Below are 20,479 nucleotides of genomic sequence, written 5' to 3' on the forward strand. Positions count from 1 at the left end.
GACATTTAAGCTCCTATTTATTTGCTATCCTCATATAGGTTCTAATTAAAGCAAAGAAAATGTATAAAACATCCTATTTTTATGTATAACCCTATTTTAAGCAAACATAGATTTATTTCTTGTAATATTCCAGCGGAGTCCTCTTCACTTTTTTACGGAAGTACTTATTGAAAGTTGTAAAGATGAATATTACATTCTAAACTTTCCGCAAGAGTCAGAAATAGAGAAGAAAAAAAATGAACGGTTTCTCACCTGTGAAAAATAGGAGGAAAACCATTTGCTTTTTTAGAGACCTCTTCATTCTCTTTTTACAGCCATTCTTAAAAGAAGAACAATCGATATTAAAAATAGAACACATTTATTTTTTCATTTTAGGTACTTTTACCGCACACGATTAAAAATAGAACATTAAAATAAAAAAACAGACCTTGACAATAAAGAATTGTTAGTCGAACTTTGCAAAGTTTTATTAAATACGCAATAAAAACAAAAAGCAAAATGAGAAACTTACGAAAACTATCTTATGTAGCTTGCGCAGTATTTTTCTTTACATCATGCGAAGAAACTTACAATGACAAGCTATTTTGGCCAGGAGAAATTAGTCAGGAATATGGCTCGTATATTAAACCATATACGCTAGACCTAACCTACAGCGGAGAGAAATTAATTGGAAAAACTGTCAGCTTCAAGACAGAAGATAGCGAAACGGGAACACTGACGCTGAATAATATAATCCCGGGAGAAAAGGAAACTCCTATCAGTCGCATCCAACTTTATGAGAATGAAAAGAAAGGATATTATACTTTCAGCGGGACCAATATCACAATGGGAGGAGCTACGGTGAAATATGAAGGAATAATAACTCCGAAAAACATGCAGCTATCACTGAACGTAACAATGGCTTATGCCAACTCCATTGAAAACACATATACATTTCCTGCATACTCCCACACAACAGATGGAGAAAGTATCATCCGTAATAGCGGAGCCAGCTACGTGAATATTACTACAAAAGCAGGAGGAGAATCTCTCCAGCCGGTGATTTTACAAATACAGCAAATGGCAACTAATATATTAGATGTGATTTTTCCTTATGTATTGAAGGATATTACATTTGAGAAAAATGGAATTGTCACTGCCAGCTATACTACGAACCCTGTAGACATGAATGAAATTATGGAAGTTGCCAATTCGGGCAAAACTGACGCTGAATTCAAAAGTCTGATCAACAAACGCACTTATGAGTCATCTCCCAAAGGATTGGCCTACTGGAATCAAACAGGCAACAAAGCATTTGTCGTACAACTAAATATCCCTGCCATTGTGTCTCTCATAGCACAAAACAACGGAAAGCAAATTGACTATCAGCTTATCGCAGGAATCAGTGAAGCACTTCTAAAATCTGACCCGGCACGTTTAAAATTAACGTTAAGTGCCATCAATATGATTTTAAACAATGAAATAATCACCTATATTCTTCAATTGGATGATGATACTTTTGCAACTCTGCTCACATGGATGAAAGACGGAATACCAATGGGCATCAACTCAACAAAAGAACATACTTATATCTATTTCAACAAAGAAACTCTCATGCCGTTCATCAGCATCATCGGTAGTTTGCTGGAAACAAATTTAATTGAAGTTGCAGCCCTTTTCGATAAAATGGAAATCGGTATTGACCTCACAGCTAAGAAATAATTCATTTTAATTATCTAATATAAAAGAACAATGAAAAAAATATCTATCCTATTAATAAGCTGCCTTGCCGTAGCGTCTGCATTTTTAACTTCTTGTGATAATGATCACTACGGACCAGAGCCTATAGATGTAACAGCCAATTATTCAAATAAACTATCAAACCCCAATCCGAATCTAATTCTTACCTATAATGGTGAAACAATGATCGGAAAATCAGTAGACTTTAGCACTGTAACAGGAGAAACCGCTATTATTAACTTATATGATATTTTACCAGGAGAAAAAGAAGTAAAAATTATGTCTATCCCCCTTTCTGGAGATGGGCAAGGATATTCTTTTTCAGGAAATAGTATGGGAAATGAGACTTTAAGCTCTTTTAGATACGAAGGACGCGTAATAAAAGGACAGTTAACATTAAATATATCCAATATCAAAATGGGCAATGCAGAATTATGGGCAAATACTTATAAACTACCCACAGTTATTAATGGTATCAAAACGATTGTAGTTGGAGACATGTGGGGAGAAGAATATACATGGCAAGATGTTGACGGACAAGTACTAAATGCATCATGCTATTTTTATGCAGACATAGAAGCTTCAGAAAGTGGAGCCACAACTCAAACATGGGGTAGTGCCATTCAAAACATATTAAGTTATATTTTGCCACAAGTTCTACAAGAAATTACTTTAGGAGCGGACGGGAATGTAACGGCTTCTTATTCAAATGAACCATTGACAGGAGTAGACATGGATATCATTTTTGGATTTCTAGAAAATCCATTAACACAGGATATGATTACTCCTAACATTGTTAACCGTAATTATATTCCATCTCCAAAAGGATTTGCTAATTGGTTCCAAAAAGACGGTAAGTTAATATTAAAATTAAACTTAGCTAATATTATTGCCTCAATATCCAGCGGCAATCAATATATGGATGTCAATATAACCAATGCTATCATTGAAGCTATATCCCAAATGGATGCTATGAAAGTGAAAGAATTGCTAACCACGCTCAATCAAAGTCTAAAAAATGAAACACTTGGATTCCTGCTCAATGTCAATGACACTTCTTTCAAAGCTATTTTCAATTGGTTAACTACCGGAATCCCGATGCAAGTTATTTCAAAAGATGGACATACTTTTATTTACTTAGACAAAGAAGGTTTTACTCCCATAGCCAAATTACTACCAGATCTTAGTCCGCTAATAGTCAGTCTGCTTCCAGAAGATATGCAATCACTGGGAGGAATCATCTCTATATTTTTGAACGGTATATCAGACGCTTTTCTATCACCTGAAAAAATAGAATTTGGTTTGGAAATTGTTCCAAATAAATAAAACAAAAAACAATGAAGAAATTATATATCCTAACAATCCTGTTATGCCTTACCGGTTTCGGAAGCATCTTTGCCCAAACCCTGAAAGGACATATATATGATGCCAAGACCAATGAGCCATTGGTCGGAGCCACCGTCACCTACAAACTTCATGGTAATCAGGGAGTAGTATCTAACATTAACGGAGAATATGAAATCAAACTTCCCGAAGGTGGAGTTGACCTTGTATTCAGCTATGTTGGCTATGATGATGTCTTGATGCCCATCGTTATCAACAAGCGTGAAGTAGTCACCAAAGACGTTTACATGAAAGAAAGCACCAAGCTGCTGGAAGAAGTCGTAGTCAGTGCCGGACGCTTTGAACAGAAGTTGAGTGATGTCACTGTCTCCATGGACGTTGTTAAATCCGGAGATATTGCCCGTCAGGCACCCACGGATATTTCTTCCACTCTCCGCACACTTCCCGGTGTAGACATTGTAGACAAACAACCTTCTATGCGCGGAGGTAGCGGATGGACTTACGGAGTAGGTGCACGCAGCCAAATTCTTGTGGACGGAATGAGCACACTGAATCCGAAAACAGGAGAAATCAACTGGAACACTGTTCCTTTAGAGAACGTAGAACAGGTGGAAGTGATTAAAGGAGCATCTTCCGTACTATATGGCTCATCAGCTTTGAATGGTATTATCAATATCCGTACCGCACGTCCGGGACTGACACCGAAAACACGATTCAGCGCCTATATCGGTGTATATGGTGATGCGGAAAACGACGAATACCAATGGAGCGACAAGAGTTTCTGGAAAGATGATAAATATTCTGTTAAACCGATCCTGCGCGGAAGTCTTCTTAGCGGTATACGGAATCCTATTTACGAAGGATTCGACCTCTCCCATTCCCGCCGTATCGGTAATTTCGATGTCAGCGGAGGAATCAATCTTTTCACTGATGAAGGATACCGCCAACAGGGATACAACAAACGTTTCCGTATGGGAGGGAGCCTCACTTATCATCAGCCCGATATGGGAATGAAACTGTTGAACTATGGTTTCAATGTCGATTTCCTTTCCAATCAATACGGCGACTTCTTCATCTGGCGTTCACCAACGGAAGTGTACAAACCGTCTCCTTTCACCAACATGGGACGTGAAGAGAATAATTTCCATATCGATCCGTTCATCAACTATGTGAATCCGGAAAACGGTACGTCACATAAGATTAAAGGACGTTTCTATTACAGCGCCGACAATATCGTACGCCCTACCCAAGGAACTTCCATCACTGATATTCTGGGAAATATGGGAACTGATGCCAAAACGATACAGAATATAGCCGGTGGCGATTACAGTTCACTCTATCCTGCATTGGTAGGTATCGGTTCCGGACTTGTCAACGGTAATCTGGAAGATGCCATGAACGGAGTGTTCACCTCATTAGGCAATATTTTCCCGAATGCGACGACTGCCGATTATTGCGATCTGATCTCCTGGGTAATGGACAACGGAGTGCCGAGTGACTTGGGAGGACTTGCGAACGGACAGTTACCGAGTGATCTGATTCCGTGGTTATCAAATGTTATCAATCCGTCACGAAACACTCCCAAAACACAGACTGATAAGAACTTCGATTACTATCTCGACTACCAGTTCAATAAGAAATGGGAAGGTGGTGCACAAATCACTACCGGAGTAACCCTAGAACATATCCGCTATGACTCCGCTGTAATGGATGAGGTATACAAAAGTGATAATGTAGCTGCTTTCCTTCAGTACGATCAGCGCTTTTGGGATCGTTTGAGTGTGTCTGCCGGTGTACGTGCCGAATATTATCGGGTGAATAATCATCACCGTGAAGCCGAAACCAAAATTTTCGGAACCAAGGTTCCGTTCCGTCCGGTCTTCCGTGCAGGGTTAAATTATCAGCTGGCTGATTACAGTTTTATCCGTGCCAGCTTCGGACAGGGTTACCGTAATCCGTCTATCAATGAAAAATACCTGCGCAAGGATATTGGTGGGGTTGGCGTCTATCCTAATCTGGACATCAAACCGGAGAAAGGATTTAATGCGGAATTAGGAATTAAGCAAGGATATAAGGTCGGCAATTTCCAGGGTTTTGTGGATGTTGCAGGATTCTATACACAGTATAAAGACATGGTTGAATTCCAGTTCGGACTGTTCAACAATGCCAATTACACAATGATTAATAGCATAGGCGATGCATTTCAGATGCTGACAGATGGCAAAGGTTTCGGCATCGGAGCCCAGTTCCACAATGTATCGAAAGCCCAGATTTACGGAGTAGAAATTTCAACGAACGGCGTGTATAATTTCAATAAGAATACGAAGTTGTTCTATAACTTAGGATATGTATACACGGAGCCACGCGATGCTGACTATCAGGAACGTAATGCAGTAGAGGGGCTTTATACCGATCCTCTTCAGATGAAAGAGAAATCGAACACAGGTAAGTATCTTAAATATCGCCCGAAGCACAGCTTTAAAGCTACAGTAGATTTCCAGTGGAAACGTATCAATGTCGGTGCCAATGTAGCATGGAAGAGCAAAATTCTGGCAGTTGACTATCTGATGTTGGACGAACGCGAGAAACAGCAGAAAGACCTGATGGATTATGTACGTGGCATCCTTTTCGGTTATTCAAAAGGAGAAACACTGGCTACTTACTGGAAAAAACATAATACAGACTATGCTACTGTCGACGTACGCTTCGGAGTAAAAGCCACAAAAGAAGTAGCTTTCCAGTTTATGGTGAACAACCTGTTGAATAAAGAATACAGCTACCGCCCAATGGCAGTTGCCGCCCCACGTACTTTCGTGCTGAAAATGGACGTCACTTTCTAACTAACTTTCAAGATTCACAATTACTTAAGAAACGGCTGCTCAATACAGCCGTTTTCTTTTTTCTCCTCATCTGTCATCATTTATCTATATATTGTGTATCTTTATCCCCCGAAAACAAGAAGAAATAACCGATAAAATGAAAAAACGAATCCTACTTATTGTCATCCTGTTTTGTACAGCCTTTGCACAGGCACAAGAAGTTTTTGTAACTGCTGATTTTGTAAGCAGTTATATCTGGCGCGGTATAGATAGCGGTAATGCAAGTGTGCAGCCTTCACTCGGCCTCAACTGGAAAGGACTGACTGTTTACGCATGGGGCTCTACCGAATTTCGCGAAAAGAACAATGAAATAGATTTATCACTAGAGTACGAATACAAAAACCTGACTCTTTACGCCAATAACTATTTTACCCAGACAGAAGAAGAACCTTTCAAATACTTCAATTACAGTTCGCACTCTACCGGACACACTTTCGAGGCAGGAGCCGGCTATATGCTTAGCGAAAAGTTCCCATTGTCAGTAAGCTGGTACACTACCTTTGCCGGAAACGATTACCGGGAAAACGGGAAACGTGCCTGGTCCAGTTACTGCGAGTTGAGTTACCCGTTCAGCGTGAAGGATGTAAATATGAATATCGAAGCTGGTTTCACTCCTTGGGAAAGTATGTACTCCGACAAATTCAATGTAGTCAATATCGGATTATCTGCAACAAAAGATATCAAAATAACGTCCAACTTCTCTTTACCCATCTTCGGAAAGCTAATAGCCAACCCTTATGAAGAGCAACTTTATTTTGTAGTTGGAATTACATTGTAGATGATTCTTACATTCAATTATTAACTAATAAACACCCCCATGAAAAAACACTTTCTTATCTTCGCAACAGGTCTCTTTCTACTAAGTGCCTGTAATTCGGTAAAAGCACCGGAAGCTATCTTACCCATTCCCGAAGCCAAACAGGTGGAATGGCAAAAAATGGAAACGTATGCGTTTGTACACTTCGGACTTAACACATTCAACGACCGCGAATGGGGATATGGAGACTCCGATCCTAAAACATTCAACCCTACCCGTCTGGACTGTGAACAATGGGTACAGACATTTGTCAAATCCGGCATGAAAGGAGTGATCCTGACAGCGAAACATCACGATGGATTCTGCCTGTGGCCCACGCAACTGACAGAGTACTGTATCCGCAACACTCCGTACAAAGACGGAAAAGGAGATATTGTTCGCGAACTGTCCGATGCCTGCAAAAAGTATGGCATTAAATTCGCAGTCTATCTCTCTCCCTGGGACAGGCATCAGGCCAATTATGGTTCCCCCGAATATGTAGAATACTTCTATAAACAACTCAACGAATTGCTGACCAACTACGGTGATGTATTTGAAATCTGGTTTGATGGTGCCAACGGTGGAGACGGCTGGTATGGCGGAGCAAAAGACAGCCGTACGATCGACCGCAAAACTTATTATAACTATCCGCGAGCTTACAAGATGATTGATGAGTTACAGCCACAAGCTGTTATCTTCTCGGATGGAGGTCCGGGCTGTCGTTGGGTGGGCAACGAACACGGATTTGCCGGAGCCACCAACTGGTCTTTTCTCCGTGCCGGAGAAGTTTATCCGGGCTATCCCAAGTATCGTGAACTGCAATATGGTCATGCCGACGGTAACCAATGGGTAGCTGCCGAGTGTGATGTTTCCATCCGTCCGGGATGGTTTTATCATCCGGAAGAAGACGACCGTGTGAAAACAGTAGACGAACTGACCGATTTATATTACCGCAGCGTAGGACATAACGCAACGCTATTATTAAACTTCCCGGTAGACCGTGACGGATTGATTCATCCTACTGACTCTGCCAATGCCGTAAACTTCCACCAGAATGTACAAAAACAACTGGCACACAATCTGCTGGCCGGACTCTCTCCCAAAGCATCGGACGAACGCGGAAGAACATTCTCCGCCAAAGCTGTGACCGACGGTGATTATGATACTTATTGGGCTACCAATGACGATGTCATTTCAGCCACTATCGAATTCGATTTACCTCAAGCAGAGAAGATCAACCGTATGATGTTGCAGGAATATATTCCTCTCGGACAACGTGTCAAATCATTCGTTGTAGAATATAACCAGGCAGGCGAATGGATCCCTGTAAAGCTCAATGAGGAGACTACCACTATCGGATATAAACGGCTCCTTCGTTTCGAAACAATCACTACGGATAAGATTCGTATCCGCTTCACAGATTCACGGGCTTGTCTCTGTATTAATAACATTGAAGGATATTATGCAGGAGAGACTTCGGATACATACACAGCAAAAGCTACAGAACTGAAAAGCTACCCGTTCACTCTTGTTGGAGTAGACGTGGAGGAAGCACAGAAAGGTATGGATAAGAACGACCAGACCACCTGTTTCATCAATGGAAATACACTATTGATTGACTTGGGAGAAGAACGCACGATTACGTCATTCCACTATCTCCCCGACCAAAGTGAATATAATAAAGGGTTGATCGCGGCTTATGAAATCTCTGTAGGCATGGACAGCAATGCGGTCAATCAGGTAGTAGCCAAAGATGAATTTTCCAATATAAAGAGCAATCCGATTATGCAATCGGTTTACTTTACTCCGGTCAAGGCTCGCTATATTCAGTTGAAAGCAACACGGATGATACATGACGGTGAACCGATGGGGTTAGCTGAAATTGGGATAAAATAATAGATGATATGGTACAGAAAACAGGAATTATCGTGCAGAAGAAAAACTATACTCTCCGTACCTGGCAAACCGAAGATGCAGCATCATTAGCCAAATATCTCAATAACAAGAATATTTGGGATAACTGCCGTGACGGTCTCCCCTATCCTTATAGTCAGGAAGATGCTAAAGTTTTTCTCGCTATGATACAAGCAAAAGAAAATATTCATGATTTCTGCATTGAAGTAAATGGAGAAGCAGTCGGAAGTATCGGTTTTGTACCCGCTACGGATGTAGAACGTTTTAGTGCAGAAGCAGGCTACTGGATTGGAGAACCTTTCTGGAATCAGGGAATCGTAACTGATGCTTTGAAAGAAGCCATCAACTATTATTTCGAACACACTGATAAAGTACGTGTATTCGCAGTCGTATTTGAGCATAACTCCCCATCCATGCGTGTATTAGAGAAAGTGGGATTCACGAAAGTAGGAATTATGCAAAAAGCTATTTTCAAGAATGATAATTTCACGAACGCACATTATTACGAACTTATCAAATAATCCGGAATTCATCAACAGTCTGCCGGACAATCCGGCAGACTGCCCATAAACACCTTGCCAACCCTGAATGAAATCTATAAAAACCTTCCTCTTTTGCTCAAAAATCTTAAACCTGTGCATTTTTTACTCGGATTTCTTGTCAGAACCAAGTGTTTGAGTAAATTTGCAAGCTGATAGTTAACCGGATAGTTTAGATAGCAAGAGATTACTACTTGACTACTGGCTGCTAACTTGTAGAAATACTAATACTAAAATTTATAGCATGAGTTTGAAAATTGTTGTATTGGCAAAACAAGTTCCCGACACACGTAACGTCGGGAAAGATGCCATGAAAGCCGACGGGACAATTAACCGCGCGGCACTTCCCGCTATCTTCAACCCCGAAGACCTGAATGCCCTCGAGCAAGCTCTTCGACTGAAAGATGCTCATCCAGGCTCTACCGTAACTATCCTGACAATGGGACCGGGACGGGCAGCCGACATTATTCGTGAAGGACTTTTCCGTGGTGCAGATAACGGTTACTTGCTGACCGACCGTGCTTTCGCTGGTGCAGACACACTGGCTACGTCTTACGCACTGGCTACTGCCATCCGCAAAATCGGTGATTGTGACATTATTATCGGCGGTCGTCAGGCTATCGACGGTGATACGGCGCAAGTAGGTCCGCAGGTAGCAGAGAAACTGGGATTGACGCAGATCACATACGCAGAAGAAATTCTGGAAGTGGGCGATGGTAAAATCAAAGTGAAACGTCACATTGACGGTGGCGTAGAAACTGTAGAAGGTCCGCTGCCCATCGTGATTACCGTAAACGGTTCTGCAGCTCCCTGCCGTCCGCGCAATGCAAAATTGGTTCAAAAATACAAACATGCCAAGACTGTAACCGAAAAGCAGCAAGGCAACCTTGATTATACCGATTTGTATGACAAGCGTGATTATCTGAATCTGCCAGAATGGAGTGTAGCCGACGTAAACGGTGACCTTGCGCAATGCGGTCTGTCCGGTTCGCCGACCAAAGTGAAAGCCATCCAGAACATCGTGTTCCAGGCTAAAGAGAGCAAAACCATCAGCGGCAGCGACCGTGACGTGGAAGACCTGATTGTTGAACTATTAGCTAACCACACCATCGGATAATCATGAATAACTTATTTGTATATTGCGAAATAGAAGAAGGTAACGTTGCAGACGTTAGCCTCGAACTTCTGACCAAAGGTCGTTCGTTAGCCAACCAGTTGAACTGTCAGCTCGAAGCTGTAGTTGCCGGCAGCGGCCTCAAAGATATTGAAAAACAAATCCTTCCTTATGGAGTAGATAAACTTCACGTTTTCGACGGTGAAGGACTTTACCCTTATACATCACTTCCCCACACAGCTATCCTGGTGAACCTCTTCAAAGAAGAGCAACCGCAAATCTGTTTGATGGGTGCTACCGTTATCGGTCGTGACCTCGGTCCGCGCGTTTCTTCTGCCCTGACCAGCGGATTGACTGCCGACTGTACTTCACTTGAAATCGGTGACCACGAAGACAAAAAAGAAGGTAAGACTTATAAGAACCTGTTGTACCAAATCCGTCCGGCATTCGGCGGTAACATCGTTGCTACGATTGTGAACCCGGAACACCGTCCGCAGATGGCAACCGTTCGCGAAGGTGTGATGAAGAAAGAAATCCTCTCTCCGACTTATCAGGGAGAAGTGATCCGTCACGACGTGAAAAAATATGTAGCTGACACAGACTACGTAGTGAAAGTGATCGAACGCCACGTAGAAAAGGCCAAGAACAACCTGAAAGGTTCCCCGATTATCGTAGCCGGTGGTTACGGTGTAGGTTCGAAAGAAAACTTCGACCTGCTGTTCGACCTCGCTAAAGAACTTCACGCAGAAGTAGGTGCCAGCCGTGCAGCTGTTGACGCAGGTTTCGCAGACCATGATCGCCAGATCGGACAAACAGGTGTCACCGTTCGTCCGAAACTCTACATCGCTTGCGGTATCTCCGGACAAATTCAGCATATCGCCGGTATGCAGGAAAGTGGTATCATCATCTCCATCAACAACGATCCGGATGCTCCGATCAATACGATTGCCGATTACGTAATCAACGGAAGTATTGAAGAAGTTGTGCCGAAGATGATTAAGTATTATAAACAAAATAGCAAGTAAGGAAAGATGGCTAATTATTATACAGACATACCGGAACTCAAGTATCACTTGAACAATCCGATGATGAAACGTATTTGCGAACTCAAAGAACGCAATTACAGAGATAAAGATGAATTCGACTATGCTCCGCTGGACTTCGAAGATGCTGTAGACTCTTACGACAAAGTATTGGAGATTACCGGAGAAATCACAGGAGAAATCATTGCCGCTAACGCAGAAGGTGTAGACGAAGAAGGTCCTCACTGTGCCAACGGTCGCGTAGAATATGCTTCCGGAACCAAACAGAATCTGGATGCTATGGTGAAAGCCGGACTAAACGGCATGACCATGCCACGCAAATTCGGTGGTTTGAATTTCCCGATCACTCCGTACACCATGTGCGCGGAAATCGTGGCTGCCGCCGACGCCGGTTTCGGAAATATCTGGTCTTTGCAGGACTGTATCGAAACGCTGTACGAATTCGGTAATGCAGACCAACACAGCCGCTTCATCCCTCGTGTATGCCAAGGCGAAACAATGTCCATGGACTTGACAGAACCGGATGCAGGTTCCGACCTTCAATCTGTTATGCTGAAAGCTACTTACAGCGAAAAAGACGGATGCTGGTTGCTGAACGGCGTGAAACGTTTCATTACAAACGGTGACGCTGATATCCACCTCGTACTGGCACGTTCGGAAGAAGGAACAAGAGACGGTCGTGGCTTGTCTATGTTCATCTATGACAAACGCCAAGGGGGTGTAAATGTGCGCCGTATCGAAAATAAACTCGGTATCCATGGTTCCCCTACTTGCGAATTGGTATACAAGAATGCAAAAGCTGAACTTTGCGGTGACCGCAAACTCGGTTTGATTAAATATGTAATGGCTTTGATGAACGGTGCACGTCTGGGTATTGCCGCACAGTCCGTAGGATTGAGTCAGGCAGCTTACAATGAAGGATTGGCTTATGCCAAAGACCGTAAGCAGTTCGGCAAAGCGATCATCGAGTTCCCGGCAGTATATGACATGCTGGCTATCATGAAAGGTAAATTGGACGCCGGACGTGCTTTGCTGTATCAAACAGCACGCTATGTAGACATCTACAAAGCTCTGGATGACATCGCCCGCGAACGCAAACTGACTCCGGAAGAACGTCAGGAACAGAAGAAATACGCCAAACTGGCAGACAGCTTTACTCCGCTGGCCAAGGGGATGAACTCTGAATATGCTAACCAGAACGCTTACGACTGCATTCAGATTCACGGTGGTTCAGGATTCATGATGGAATATGCTTGCCAACGCATCTATCGCGACGCGCGTATCACCAGCATCTACGAAGGAACTACCCAGTTGCAGACTGTAGCCGCTATCCGTTACGTGACTAATGGTTCTTATATCGCTACTATCCGCGAGTTTGAGGCCATTCCTTGTTCACCGGAAATGGAACCGCTGATGTCTCGCCTGAAGAAGATGGCTGACAAATTTGAAGCAAGCACCAACGCTGTAAAAGAAGCACAAGATCAGGAATTACTTGACTTCACTGCCCGCAAATTGATGGAAATGGCTGCTGACATTATCATGTGTCACCTGTTGATTCAAGATGCCAGCAAAGCTTCCGAACTGTTCTCCAAATCTGCACACGTATATTTAAACTATGCAGAAGCGGAAGTGGAAAAGCACGCAAACTTCATCGAAAACTTCGACAAAGAAGATTTGGCTTTCTACAAAAAGTAACAAATAATCGACTAAATCTCATAAAAGCATCCTTTCTTACGAAATGGATGCTTTTTTTATTTGTCATATTCTATTATTTTCCATTATTATTCTATACATTTGTCAGTGAGATAAGTTATTTTTTAATTGATGACTCTAGATAAAGATAGAAATATGGCACTCAAACCTTCATATAATGACAAACTACATCTGCCTGGTTTATCCAACACGGAAATCCTTATATTGGCTCTCGAAGCTTCTCAAAAACTTGAGTGGAATATCAGAGAAGTGACTCCGGAAGGAGTCCGGTTTGAAGTCCCGTTCAATATGTACTCTCACGGAGAGGTAATAACCTTTACTATAGAAAAGGAAAGTGACGGAGAAGTATCCGTTCGCAGCCAGTCTTCTTCCGTACAATTTGTTGATTATGGAAAGAACAGAAAAAATATACAGAAATTACGGGAGGCGATGGAAGAAATAAGGACTTCACTCACTCTGGAAGAGCTAAGCCGGAGAGCAGAAGATTTCGAAGAAGAGTTCAACCGACCGCTCACGGAAGAAGAAAAAGCTTATATAGAAGAAGAAAAGAAAAAAAACTCCTTCCTGTCTTTCTTCATTCCCCGCAAAGGATTCATAGCGACCCCCATCCTGATAGACATCAACATTCTTGTATTCATTGTGATGATTGCTTCCGGAGTGGGTATTATGTCCCCTTCCACTCTGTCACTACTGAAATGGGGAGCCGACTTCGGACCGCTAACTCTCACTGGTGACTGGTGGCGCACAGTGACTTGCAACTTCATACATATCGGAGCTTTCCATCTCCTGATGAACATGTATGCTTTCATGTATGTAGGACTTCTGTTGGAAGAACTGATAGGAGGACGCCGTATGTTCGTTTCATACCTGCTAACCGGATTATGTTCGGCTGCATTCAGCCTGTATATGCACGGTGAGACAATCAGCGCCGGAGCTTCCGGATCTATCTTCGGACTTTACGGTATATTCCTTGCGTTCCTCCTCTTTCATCGCATCGCCAAAGAACAACGAAAGGCATTGTTAACCAGCATCCTCATTTTTGTGGGGTATAATCTGGTTTACGGGATGAAAGCCGGCATTGATAATGCCGCCCATATTGGCGGGTTGTTAAGCGGGTTTGTTCTGGGAATTATATACGTGGTCGGCTACAAGTTCGAGAAACCCGATGCACAGCGGACTGTCTCCATCATCGGGGAGCTTGGTATATTCTGTATATTCCTGTTCAGCTTCATGATCCTGTGCAAAAACGTTCCTCCTCTTTACCCGGAGATACGTAATGAATGGGAAAGCGGTATTGTGGAAGCCTATCTGAATGGCGAACTGGAAGAAGAAAACGAGAACAGTAATCATTCCACTGTGAATGCTACGGACAATCTTTCCAGCAGGAAAGTTCCGGCATATACGCCTGTCGGCAATGACGATACGTGGCTGTCTTATTATGATGCAGCCACCAAATTCAGTTGCCAGTATCCTACCAACTGGACAAAAATAGCAGGAGCAAAAGGAATAATTGACGGTGCGGAACCTCCATTACTCATGCTGGTCAACGGAGGGAATCAATTAACGATTACCGCCCTCACCTACGACACGCAGAAGGAGTTTGAACACATGAAAGAGTTATCACTCACTCTCCCGAGAAATGCACAAGGGGAACCGTCAGAAGATTACCAACTAAGCAATGTCAACATCAACGGACTCCCTATGACAAAGATCACGAATCCCCTGCACATCGGGGCTCCTGATGAACCGGGAGAGGATGTAAAACAAATAGTGTTGCATTATTTTCAAGAGAGCAAGAAACGATCTTTTGCCATTGTCATGCTTGTCTATGACGAAGAAGCTGAAACCGATCTGAATGCCATTACATCAAGTATTCAGATCACCCAATAAAGAGAATATGAGAGTATATATCCAAGTCAAACAGTTAGGAAAACGAAAGTGCAGTATCGAAAAGATTCCTATCGATTTTCCTGTTCCGCCTGTCAATGTACAGGGGTTGATCGAAGCCATCGTCAGTTGGCAAGTCTGCGAATACAATGAACGCTTGCAACAGAGCGAAGTGCTGAAATACCTCACACAGGAAGAAGTGGAAAATAAAACAGCTTCCGGCAAAGTAGGGTTTGCAGTAAATTATAACGGCAAACCAGCTGTAGAAGTCGAAGCAATCACCAATGCCCTGCAATCCTACGAGGACGGGATTTTTCGTATCTTCATGGATGATGCGGAAGCCGGGGACTTATCCTCTCCCATCCAACTTAAAGAAGAATCGACCCTGACCTTCATCCGGCTCGCCATGCTGTCGGGAAGATTGTGGTAATCATTATCCTATAAAACACATTGAAAACGAAAAGAATCATGAGACTGATTTATAATGACGCATTAAATAAACGGATTGCTCCATACCTTGAAAGGTTAACAAAAAAGAGAACCAGTTTAGACAAAGAGACAATGACACTGTTGGATGTATTCATGCAATACTTCAACATGGATACCCGATATGGTGCATACAGCGATAAATTAGAGCCTTGCATCATCTATATTATCCAAGAAGAAAAGATTAAAAGCGTTGCCAATCTTTTCGACGGTAAGTTGAACAAGCTACTCCGCTATCTATTGGGAGACGAGTACGCCCACCTGTTCCACACCTATCTGGAGCTCAAAGCACGGTGTCCGTACACTCACGGATACTCGCGCCGGTCGCAACGGTCGGCAAATCCTCTTCTGCATATCGGCCACGTTATAGATGCATTGACCCAGTTTCTGAAACTGCGCGCCACCGGATTTACGGATCAAGCCGTACTGAACGGAGGAAACACTCCGGAAGAAATAGAAGCATACAAGGATTCGATGAACTGCCAGAACTGGATGGCCGCCCAAATAGCAGAAGGCAACCAGACTGTCATTAAGCATCTCAACAGCGTGCTGACCAGCGAAAATAACGCCAACCGCCTCAATCAGGGACATTTTCAGGCTATCGCAATGAGCGGATACCGCCCCTTACTGGAACTGGAAGGAAAGTTACTTCTGGCAGCCAAATTACAGGAAGGGCTCCGTCAAGCTATCGTGGAAACGATGGACGAAGGATGTCCCGAAAGTTATCTCCATCTTTTCTCGGTCATCTGCGACAACGGTCTGGAACGATTTGCTTCCGTGAAACGCGGTATTGCAGTCAGTACGGGGATTGGAGAACAAGACAGCAGCGAACGTATCACCAATAAATATGTAGAACTGATCCATCGTTTTCTGAACGACCGGAAACAGGCACACGCTGCTCTTCAAAGCAAAGATACAGTCGAACTCTATCTGGCTTTATGGAGCATCGGATTCTATAATACGGAAGAGATTCAGACGCTTGTGCCGGAAATTATCAAGAAAGGTGCTAAATATCAGGTACAGACGTTACTTTATTTCTTGCGCTGTACACAATATTCCGGCATGAACCACCGAATCAGCAAAAATGCCTTCGAAAGATGGCATAAGGAACCGTCGGTGGTAGCGGCTATCTTACCGTTGTATCTGTCCGGTCTCTATCTTAGCCGGTACGGAGGACACAAAGATGTCCCGTCACTCCACGACTATTTTGATAGCAAAGAAGAGGCGGTTCGCCATTATGAATATCTGAAGCAAGTCTATCAGTCCATCTCCGCCAAAGAGATTTATTCTCCTTATGTGTTCCCTTGGGAAAGCGCAGAGCTCACCCGTTCGGAAATCGTTCTCAAGATGGCATATATCACCTGGATGACCAATAACTCTGCATTGAAAGACGACCTTTGCAGCTATCTGCCCTCTCTGGATACTTATATGCGGGCAGGCTATATCGGTGTCGTATTAGCTCCACCGACCAGTCCGCTACAGGAAGAATATGTACTGCAATCATTGGGCGACCGTTCGCAAGATGTGCGTGAAGAAGCATATAAAGCATTGTCCGAGATGACCTTGTCGCCCGAACAGAACCAGAAAGTAGAAGAGTTGCTGCGCTTCAAATATAGTGAAATGCGTATCCATGCTATCAATCTGCTGATGAAACAGCCCAAAGAACAGCTATCCGGCAGCATCCGCCGCTTGCTAACAGACAAGGTTGCCGAACGCCGCCTGGCAGGATTGGACATGATGAAGACCATACACAACGTAGAATTCCTGCAAGATATCTATCAGGAATTGATTCCGACAGTCAAAGAGATTCAGAAGCCGAACGCAAAAGAAAAAGTATTGATAGAATCTCTGATTGGCAATGGAACAGAAGAGAGCGTCACACAACATTATACCAAAGATAACGGTTTTGGTCTGTACGATCCGTCTCTTGAAGTCAATCTGCCGGAAATTACCCAGGACAAAGGATTCAACGTTAAAAAAGCATTCGAATTCATTTGCTTCGGAAGGGCCAAACTCGTTTTCAAGAAACTAAGCAAATACATCGAAACCTACAAGAATGAAGAATTCAAGAATGGGTACGGAGAAGCACGCCTGATAGGTAACAGTGTCCTGATAAACTGGAGCAACTACGGAGGATTGAGCGGACTCGGATTCCCGGAATTGTGGAAAGCCTTCTACGAAGAAGAAATAGGAAGCTATGACAAATTGCTGATGATGAGTTTCATGCTTGCATCGACAGGTGCTCCCAAAGACAAGGACGACTACGATGAAGAGGATGAAGAAGACATCAAGGCAGCCCAGAAGTCAAGTAATACTTTTGAGCCGCTTGTCAACCGTATGTATGCCGGCATCACTTACCGCGGATTGCAGAAAGACCTCCGCAAGATGCCGTACTATGAACAGATGAGTGATATCATCGAAGCACTGGCATACGAGTACAAAGATGAAGCCGTCTATCAACGACTGGCTGTCAATATGCTACTCCAACTGTTGCCTTTGCTAAATACCAAAAACATTTTCCGCCAGTACACCAGTAAGCATGCATGGCTCCAGGACAAACTGGAATACGGAGAAAAACAAGTCGTTTATCCGATACATAACAACAAATTCGTGAACTTCTGGCTCGAAATGCCTCAAAAGCCCATGAGTGATGATTTATTTATCCGTTACTTCACGGTGCGCTATCAGCTTTATAAGCTCACCAACTACATGGAGCATACCCCCCCACTGGAGGAAACGGACTCTTATCTTCATGCCACGGACTTTGCCCGTGCCTGGATGCTGGGAATCATCCCGACAGAGGAAGTATACCGTGAAATGATAGGACGCATCAGCTCTCCCAGCCAGATTAAAGCAATCACCATGGTATTGAACGACAATGTTCGTTTCAACAAGGAAAAAGAAAGATATGCCGATATCAAAAACATCGACTTCTCCCTCTTCCGTTCCCTCGCCCAAAAGGTGGTAGACCGGATTCTTGAAATCGAATTAAAACGCGGAGACTCCGAGACACAAGTCACCTCCCTTGCAGAAGAACTAAGCTACGTCTATGGAGCCGAAACATTTATCCGTATTCTGCAAGCATTCGGCAAAGATACTTTCATACGTGACAGTTACAACTGGGGCAGCACCAAACGGGGTGTATTGAGCAGCTTGCTTCATGCTTGCCATCCCCTGCCTACGGACACCAGCGAGAATCTGAAGAAACTGGCGAAGCAGGCCGAAATCAGCGACGAGCGACTGGTAGAAGCCGCCATGTTCGCCCCGCAATGGATTGAACTGACCGAAAAGGCAATAGGCTGGAAAGGACTGACAAGTGCAGCCTATTATTTCCACGCCCACACCAATGAAACGTGTGACGACAAGAAGAAAGCGATTATCGCCCGCTACACCCCCATCGACGTGGATGACCTGCAGGAAGGTGCTTTTGACATCGACTGGTTCAAAGATGCATTTAAGACAATTGGCAAGCAACGCTTCGAGGTGGTCTACAATGCCGCTAAATATATTTCATGCAGCAACAGCCATACCCGTGCCCGTAAGTTTGCCGATGCTACCAACGGTGCAGTGAAGGCGGCAGATATAAAGAAAGAAATAATAGCCAAGCGCAACAAAGACTTATTGATGAGCTACGGCCTCATCCCATTGGGACGGAAGCCGGATAAAGAACTGCTGGTTCGTTATCAATACCTGCAAAAATTCCTGAAAGAGAGCAAGGAATTCGGTGCTCAAAGGCAGGAAAGCGAAAAGAAAGCGGTAAACATCGCCCTGCAAAACCTGGCACGCAACTCTGGTTACGGAGACGTTACCCGCCTGACCTGGAGCATGGAAACCGAACTGATTAAAGAACTTCTTCCCTACCTGTCTCCCAAAAAGATAGACGGCGTAGAAGTGTATGTACAAATCAACGAGGAAGGCAAATCGGAGATTAAGCAAATCAAAGACGGCAAAGAACTCAACAGCATGCCTGCCAAACTGAAAAAGCATCCGTATATAGAAGAACTGAAAGCGGTGCACAAAAAGCTGAAAGACCAGTACACCCGTTCGCGCATCATGCTGGAACAGGCGATGGAAGACTGCACCCGTTTTGAAGAAAACGAATTGCGCAAGCTGATGCAGAATCCTGTCATCTGGCCATTATTGAAACATCTCGTCTTCATCTGCAACGGACAGACAGGCTTCTACACCGATGGATTGCTGGTTACAGTGAATGCCGTTTGCCTCCCGTTAAAACCGAAAGACGAGTTACGCATCGCACACCCCACAGACCTGTATACAAGCGGAGACTGGCATGCTTACCAAAAATTCCTGTTTGATAAATCAATCCGCCAACCTTTCAAACAGGTGTTCCGCGAACTTTACGTTCCGACTCCGGAAGAAGTAGAAGCCACTCAATCCCGCCGTTATGCCGGAAATCAGATTCAACCACAGAAAACGGTTGCCGTACTGAAAGGACGCCGTTGGGTAGCCGATTATGAGGATGGTCTCCAAAAGATATATTACAAAGAGAATATCATCGCCACCATCTATGCCATGGCAGACTGGTTCTCCCCTGCCGACATCGAAGCTCCGACATTGGAATATGTCTGCTTCCATAGCCGCAAAGACTACAAGTTGATGAAAATCTCGGAGATTCCTCCTGTCATCTTCTCCGAAGTAATGAGAGATGTAGATCTGGCAGTGAGCGTAGCCCATGCCGGAAGCGTTGACCCGGAAACCAGCCACTCTACCATCGAGATGCGCAGCGTACTGGTGGAACTGACGATACCGTTGTTCCATTTCAAGAACGTGACAATAAAAGGAAGTTTTGCTCACATCGAAGGCAAACTGGGTAAGTACAATATTCATCTGGGCAGCGGTGTGATCCATCAGGAAGGTGGTGCACAGATAGCCGTTCTTCCGGTACATTCACAGAATCGCGGACGCCTGTTCCTGCCTTTCGTAGATGAAGATCCGAAGACTGCCGAGATACTGACTAAGATTATCTTCTTTGCAGAAGACGATAAAATAAAAGATCCAAGCATCCTGAACCAAATCAAATAGTA

At 43.7% G+C, this 20,479-nt stretch carries 12 protein-coding genes; all 12 read left to right on the plus strand.

Annotation, left to right across the window (positions count from 1 at the left end):
* Window positions 1–498: 498 nt before the first annotated feature.
* Entirely contained in the window at window positions 499–1,701 is a 1,203-nt protein-coding gene (locus tag AB3G73_RS10010) for a DUF4925 domain-containing protein (RefSeq protein ID WP_367744724.1), read from the plus strand.
* Window positions 1,702–1,731: 30 nt separating this feature from the next.
* Window positions 1,732–3,045, plus strand: coding sequence for a DUF4925 domain-containing protein (locus AB3G73_RS10015; protein WP_004311757.1), 1,314 nt, complete (start codon window positions 1,732–1,734; stop codon window positions 3,043–3,045).
* A gap of 11 nt (window positions 3,046–3,056) precedes the next feature.
* Window positions 3,057–5,903 carry a TonB-dependent receptor gene (locus AB3G73_RS10020; protein ID WP_074556912.1) on the plus strand — a complete coding sequence of 949 codons (2,847 nt, stop codon included), beginning with the start codon at window positions 3,057–3,059 and terminating at the stop codon, window positions 5,901–5,903.
* 136 nt (window positions 5,904–6,039) lie between these two features.
* Window positions 6,040–6,720 carry a hypothetical protein gene (locus AB3G73_RS10025; RefSeq protein WP_008651952.1) on the plus strand — a complete coding sequence of 227 codons (681 nt, stop codon included), beginning with the start codon at window positions 6,040–6,042 and terminating at the stop codon, window positions 6,718–6,720.
* A gap of 39 nt (window positions 6,721–6,759) precedes the next feature.
* Window positions 6,760–8,634 carry an alpha-L-fucosidase gene (locus AB3G73_RS10030; RefSeq protein WP_195650276.1) on the plus strand — a complete coding sequence of 625 codons (1,875 nt, stop codon included), beginning with the start codon at window positions 6,760–6,762 and terminating at the stop codon, window positions 8,632–8,634.
* An 8-nt stretch (window positions 8,635–8,642) separates the two neighbouring features.
* Window positions 8,643–9,173, plus strand: coding sequence for a GNAT family N-acetyltransferase (locus tag AB3G73_RS10035; RefSeq protein ID WP_074556917.1), 531 nt, complete (start codon window positions 8,643–8,645; stop codon window positions 9,171–9,173).
* Between the two features lie 262 nt (window positions 9,174–9,435).
* Window positions 9,436–10,308: an electron transfer flavoprotein subunit beta/FixA family protein gene (locus tag AB3G73_RS10040; protein WP_074556919.1), complete on the plus strand. Its 873-nt coding sequence runs from the start codon at window positions 9,436–9,438 to the stop codon at window positions 10,306–10,308.
* Window positions 10,309–10,310: 2 nt separating this feature from the next.
* Window positions 10,311–11,330, plus strand: coding sequence for an electron transfer flavoprotein subunit alpha/FixB family protein (locus AB3G73_RS10045; protein ID WP_074556922.1), 1,020 nt, complete (start codon window positions 10,311–10,313; stop codon window positions 11,328–11,330).
* 6 nt (window positions 11,331–11,336) lie between these two features.
* Entirely contained in the window at window positions 11,337–13,043 is a 1,707-nt protein-coding gene (locus tag AB3G73_RS10050; RefSeq protein ID WP_148364630.1) for an acyl-CoA dehydrogenase family protein, read from the plus strand.
* Window positions 13,044–13,196: 153 nt separating this feature from the next.
* Window positions 13,197–14,951, plus strand: coding sequence for a rhomboid family intramembrane serine protease (locus AB3G73_RS10055; RefSeq protein WP_074556926.1), 1,755 nt, complete (start codon window positions 13,197–13,199; stop codon window positions 14,949–14,951).
* Window positions 14,952–14,958: 7 nt separating this feature from the next.
* A complete protein-coding gene (locus AB3G73_RS10060; RefSeq protein ID WP_074556967.1) occupies window positions 14,959–15,378 on the plus strand; it encodes a hypothetical protein in 420 nt (139 codons plus the stop codon).
* Between the two features lie 38 nt (window positions 15,379–15,416).
* The gene (locus tag AB3G73_RS10065) at window positions 15,417–20,477 is read left to right on the plus strand and encodes a DUF4132 domain-containing protein (RefSeq protein WP_367744743.1); all 5,061 of its coding nucleotides are present in this window, start codon (window positions 15,417–15,419) and stop codon (window positions 20,475–20,477) included.
* Window positions 20,478–20,479: the final 2 nt, after the last annotated feature.

It is taken from the genome of Bacteroides sp. L008 (assembly GCF_040812255.1).
Lineage (GTDB): Bacteria > Bacteroidota > Bacteroidia > Bacteroidales > Bacteroidaceae > Bacteroides > Bacteroides vicugnae.

Bases quoted from the DNA above. Each gene is read 5' to 3' on its own strand.
- AB3G73_RS10060 (WP_074556967.1), top strand. From the start codon at position 14,959: ATGAGAGTATATATCCAAGTCAAACAGTTAGGAAAACGAAAGTGCAGT.
- AB3G73_RS10020 (WP_074556912.1), top strand. From the start codon at position 3,057: ATGAAGAAATTATATATCCTAACAATCCTGTTATGCCTTACCGGTTTC.
- AB3G73_RS10030 (WP_195650276.1), top strand. From the start codon at position 6,760: ATGAAAAAACACTTTCTTATCTTCGCAACAGGTCTCTTTCTACTAAGT.
- AB3G73_RS10050 (WP_148364630.1), top strand. From the start codon at position 11,337: ATGGCTAATTATTATACAGACATACCGGAACTCAAGTATCACTTGAAC.
- AB3G73_RS10035 (WP_074556917.1), top strand. From the start codon at position 8,643: ATGGTACAGAAAACAGGAATTATCGTGCAGAAGAAAAACTATACTCTC.
- AB3G73_RS10010 (WP_367744724.1), top strand. From the start codon at position 499: ATGAGAAACTTACGAAAACTATCTTATGTAGCTTGCGCAGTATTTTTC.
- AB3G73_RS10045 (WP_074556922.1), top strand. From the start codon at position 10,311: ATGAATAACTTATTTGTATATTGCGAAATAGAAGAAGGTAACGTTGCA.
- AB3G73_RS10025 (WP_008651952.1), top strand. From the start codon at position 6,040: ATGAAAAAACGAATCCTACTTATTGTCATCCTGTTTTGTACAGCCTTT.
- AB3G73_RS10055 (WP_074556926.1), top strand. From the start codon at position 13,197: ATGGCACTCAAACCTTCATATAATGACAAACTACATCTGCCTGGTTTA.
- AB3G73_RS10065 (WP_367744743.1), top strand. From the start codon at position 15,417: ATGAGACTGATTTATAATGACGCATTAAATAAACGGATTGCTCCATAC.
- AB3G73_RS10040 (WP_074556919.1), top strand. From the start codon at position 9,436: ATGAGTTTGAAAATTGTTGTATTGGCAAAACAAGTTCCCGACACACGT.
- AB3G73_RS10015 (WP_004311757.1), top strand. From the start codon at position 1,732: ATGAAAAAAATATCTATCCTATTAATAAGCTGCCTTGCCGTAGCGTCT.